This window comes from Enterobacter cloacae complex sp.6700776, assembly GCF_048284255.1.
In the GTDB taxonomy this organism is placed as follows: Bacteria; Pseudomonadota; Gammaproteobacteria; order Enterobacterales; family Enterobacteriaceae; genus Enterobacter; species Enterobacter intestinihominis.
Window position 1 is genome coordinate 1 of sequence record NZ_JBLVYK010000116.1, and the last position, 328, is coordinate 328.

The following is a 328-nucleotide window of genomic DNA, read 5'->3' on the forward strand; positions in this document are numbered from 1 at the left end:
TGCATGTGCTGCGCCTGCTGGACCCCACCTTCGGCCGTCCCGGCCTGTTCAAGGGCGAACGCATCATCAGCGTGCTGCGCGAGCTGATCGGCGACTGCGCGATCGAAGACCTGCCGATCGCCTACACCGCCGTCGCCACGGACATGCACTCGCGCGAGGAGGTGTGGCTGCGTGAGGGCCAGATGTTCGACGCCATCCGCGCCTCCATCGCGACGCCGCTGGTGTTCACGCCCTTCAGGCACGGGCGCCGCACCCTGCTGGACGGCGCCCTGGTGAACCCGGTGCCGATCGGCCCGACGCTGGAGGCCGGCAACGACCTCACCGTCAT

Annotated in this window: 1 protein-coding gene; it reads left to right on the top strand. The window is 69.5% G+C overall.

Translation table 11 applies throughout. The features are described from left to right. Positions 1-328 (top strand): patatin-like phospholipase family protein (locus ACNQ0T_RS23465; RefSeq protein WP_417930410.1); only part of this gene is annotated, 328 nt, incomplete at both ends.